5 protein-coding genes are annotated in these 4,163 nt (G+C 42.2%); 4 read left to right on the top strand and 1 reads right to left on the bottom strand.

The window, feature by feature from the left end:
- The 4 genes from GVJ32_RS04405 to GVJ32_RS04420 form a co-directional block, all read left to right on the top strand.
- Nucleotides 1-229: integrase core domain-containing protein (locus GVJ32_RS04405; RefSeq protein ID WP_159238854.1), on the top strand; the 229-nt coding region annotated here is incomplete at its 5' end.
- Between the two features lie 11 nt (nucleotides 230-240).
- Nucleotides 241-1,446, top strand: a complete 1,206-nt coding sequence (locus GVJ32_RS04410; RefSeq protein WP_235035038.1) for a tyrosine-type recombinase/integrase — start codon at nucleotides 241-243, stop codon at nucleotides 1,444-1,446.
- The gene (locus GVJ32_RS04415) at nucleotides 1,439-3,784 is read left to right on the top strand and encodes a hypothetical protein (RefSeq protein WP_159238856.1); all 2,346 of its coding nucleotides are present in this window, start codon (nucleotides 1,439-1,441) and stop codon (nucleotides 3,782-3,784) included. Before GVJ32_RS04410 ends, GVJ32_RS04415 begins: the two co-directional genes overlap by 8 nt.
- A 5-nt stretch (nucleotides 3,785-3,789) precedes the next feature.
- Complete coding sequence (locus tag GVJ32_RS04420) at nucleotides 3,790-3,981, top strand: hypothetical protein (protein WP_159238857.1); 192 nt, start codon at nucleotides 3,790-3,792, stop codon at nucleotides 3,979-3,981.
- 19 nt (nucleotides 3,982-4,000) lie between these two features.
- Here the strand turns inward: GVJ32_RS04420 and GVJ32_RS04425 are convergent.
- Nucleotides 4,001-4,163 (bottom strand): transposase domain-containing protein (locus GVJ32_RS04425; RefSeq protein WP_200841335.1); only part of this gene is annotated, 163 nt, incomplete at its 5' end.

The raw sequence follows: 4,163 nt of genomic DNA on the forward strand, positions 1-4,163 counted from the left end.
TTATGGCATACGATCTTCTATGGGTGATGTGGGTGCGTGCTGGGACAATGCCGTGGTCGAGCGATTCTTTGGTAGTCTAAAGCATGACTGGATATTTAAGCTTCACCAACCGACTCGCGAGCATATGACCAGTGACGTTAGAGCTTACATCAAGTATTACAACTTAGACCGGCTCCACTCATCGAACAATGATTTATCGCCGGTTCAGTATGAGAAATTAGCAAATTAATGTGTCCGGTTTTGTTGACCAGAACACGGTTCATTAAGTACGAAAGAGAATGCCTCCGAGTATTAAACAACTATGATGCTGTTGGCTTTTACGACAAAGATCTTTCACCGCTGACTCCAGTAACAAAGGCAGATAATTACTCGAAGACATTCAGATCGATCATATCCCCAGACACCGGAACATTAACTCATCAAGAAGCCACAAGAATGCTTCTGGGCGCACGCAATGCATTGGATGAAGGAGTAATTGATATTAAGGATGCAGTGCTCTTGTTTCTTGTCTACGAATCTGGCCAAAGGATTTCTTCTTTTGATTTTTTAAGGTGGAAAGATTTTTATTGCCTGGAAGCGGGATCCGAATTGAGCTGGTTTGTTGATCTTTACACGCGGAAAGGAGCTGTCGAAAAAAGTCCAAGCAGAATATCTAACACTACTGCCATGCTAATCAAAGCATATCACCAACGCTATGAAGAGCATGCTAGGAAAATGGGGGTGAGTGGCGACTTATCAAACTACCAAATATTTATCCGAAATAGTCTCAATGGCGATTTATTTATGGATTCAACACACGTTTATGGATGGGATTCGGGACTTGGTTCAGAAAGGCTAACAGTTCGCTTAAATGAGATTCTTAAAAAGTTGGACATTCCAAACCGTGCCGGCAATCCATTACGATTTAACTCAAACAGAGCGCGACATACGGGTGCGACATTCCGAGTTTGCGAGGGTGCTTCAGTGAAAGAGGTTCAACAATACCTTCGGCATCGATGTCGCTTTACAGCACAGGTATATATCGATGTCGCATCGAGTGAGATTGCCGCCTTAATTGATGATGCATTTGAAGGTATTTTTGAGACTACAAGAAAGCTCGCCAGACGCGCAACTGAAAGGCCGTTAGAAGTCGATACATCTAAGGTCGTCACTTTCTTCAATCCACACACAGACGAAATCGAAGCTGGAGGCTTGTGTGGCTACCAAAGAAGATGCGGAGATGCACCATTTTCATGCGTGACAGATTGCGACAAATTTCATCCATTTAATGACGCTCCATTCGATGTGTTGCTGGAGACACTTAAGCAAGAACACAACGACTATATCGACAACACTACTTCTAATGCATTAACTAGTGAATATCATGAAGCGGTCGCTAAGCTTCAAGTATTCGTGAATGAAATGAAAAACAAAACAGCCATCGAAGGGATCAATGTTAATGTCTGAAATTCGAGGAGATGGTCTTTATGTAAGACAAGTTATTGATGATTGGGTAGAGCACACAAACCACCAGTTTAACATCATGTTCGGACGGAACAATGGAGCGTGCTACGCCAATGATTCATGGCTCCCAGCCCACATAAATAACTACAAGCATCCGATGCATTTCAAAAGTACTGGGAATGGAACTTCTGCCACGACTCCGCTTGAGGGAATATGGCTAGATATCGCCAAGTGCTTTTGTTTCAAAATTTTGCTAGCTGATAAAAAAAGTTATCGCCCCGGAGCAATCATATACGTTTTTCGAAACCTAAGACATTACTTAGAAGAAACTGGCGTCCCCATCCACAAAGTAGATGCTACCACGCTAGAGTCGTTTTGCCTCTCTGACTCTTTTAAAAACTGGGTGCATGTAATTGTTAAAACTATCCACACAGAGTTTTCTCGGAGGAACATTTGGAACTTCAGGTTCGAAAACCCTAAGAGCGGTTCTAAAAAACGCTACGCAGGAGAGTCGGAAATTGATGACTTAAGGCAACGGATTATTTGTCTACTCAGGCTTTACGACCAGATTGATGATGTAAACGAATCTGGGCAATTTCTCTTCAGTGACACCGAAAAAATGGCAATTTGCTTCATGATGCTTTGCTTCGCCGCTCCCGTTCGATACAACGAGATCCTGTCTCTTCACAAAGATTCATTAATCAATGTCGATCAATACCAATCAGCAAGCAATAAAGCAGGAGAGGATACCTACCCTTACTGGGTTATTTATGAGCGAGGCAGTAAAGGGGCTGATTCGAAGGCTAAAATTGTCATCGCCCAAATGATAGAAACAACTAGGGACTGTTTCAAACGAATACTTTCTTTCAATGAAAACCGCAGAGCATTTACTGCACACTACGAATCGAATCCGTCACAGTTTTTATTTGTCAATGGGATTGAGAAACATGAATTCTACACCAACAAAGAACTTGGGTTACTTGGTGTCGGGAATCAGAAAGTTGAGTGCCGAAACATCTACAAAAATGATTTTATAAATAATCTACGTACTCCGAAATACAAGTACGAAAATACCGGAGTTCGCGATCAAACTAGCAAAAGATGGATATACAAAAAAGTGAAGGACTATTGGAGATCGGACGTGAATGAAGTTATTTCACCTGGATACGTCCAAGTCGCACCAGAAAACCAGGCTTTTTCAACATGGATGGGCTATTTCAAAAATGAATACACAAAGAGTATACGTAACTTGAGTACAACCCAAACACCTTTCCAACACAAAGTTTCAGAAGCACTATTTCTTTCGGCTGATTCAAAGAGGACAAGGTTTGCCGCCTTACCTTGTGTAACCTGCAATTTTGGGCGATATTTTGGAAGTTCGACAGAGATAAAAAACCTATTCAAAAAGGCCGGTATAACTTATATTGATCAAAACAAGAAGGTTGCTACGCCGTCGATTTCTAGCCATGAAATTCGTCACTGGCTATCAAGTGAAGCCAAACGTTCAAACAAGCTATCTGACGATTTAGTTAATTTGTGGACCGGACGTAAAGATATTCGGCAAATTGATAACTACCAGCACCTCACCGATCCTGAAAAAGCATTGCTGCTTGACATACCTACCTCCGCATTTCACTCAATTTCATTTGAAGGCACTGCTGACCAATCAGGTTCGTTTGCGTTAATGATATACGGCGATCAGAATGAACTACTCTCAACCATGGAACTATTGAGAGAACGGCAGTACATTGAATCATTAAATAGCAACGGTAAAATCGTTAATGTTACCCCTTGGGGTTGGTGTTCGCACTCGGCTTACACATTGCCGTGTATCAAACTGAAGGAATCTAAGTGTGTCGGCTGCGGCGAATTATGGGTTGTTAAAGGAGACGAAAAGACCAATCGCTATTTGTCCGAAAAAAATGAAAAAGCAAAACATATGATGATCGCTCAGGCAAAATACTTACTCAAAAATAGACACCTATTTGCAGACGATGAAAGACTTGTTATGCATATAGAAATGCTCATAGATAAGTACGCACGAGACCATGACAAACAGACTCTTGGTGAGCTTAGCGATTTTATTTTAGATCACTTCGAAGAAATTGATGCGATAAAAGACAATCCATCTTTGAGAAGTATCGCAGATACCGCTTGGATAATTCGGGGCTTCTGTCGACTCATTGCCAATCCCAAGGTGGCAGTCGGTGCTGGGATTCGTTATGAAGGGCACGGACGACACTTTGGAACCGAGCTTCCTGGGTTGGTTCGTGCAATTGAAGCAAGCGGTGTCGATACTGCAACGCTCTTACAAGAGCAACCGATAAAATTTTTAAGGTAGGAATAATGAGTAAGTTAACCCTTAAAAACACACCTGCAAGGATCAATGCAAAGATTGAACAAGACATCGTAAGACGCATTGAAAAACTAACCATCGAACAAGTTGATGTTACCTGGCCTCGAATACTTGATGAAATCAGTAAAGTGGGTTACTGCTTTTCCAGGCAGGCATTGTCTGCGAGGACGGAAATAAAGTAAGCGCTCTATTAACCACACCCTACACGAGCGACACATTCCAAGGTAGCAGCGCCTGTAATTCTTCATCACTGGATATGCTCGGCAGTCTTGTAAACACTTCCCGCAAATACGCGTAAGGCTCAAGGCCATTTGCTTTTGCCGTTTCGATTAAACTATATATAGCGGCGCTGGCATGGGCGCCC

The sequence above is a fragment of the Zhongshania aliphaticivorans genome (assembly GCF_902705855.1).
GTDB classification, from domain to species: domain Bacteria; phylum Pseudomonadota; class Gammaproteobacteria; order Pseudomonadales; family Spongiibacteraceae; genus Spongiibacter; species Spongiibacter aliphaticivorans_B.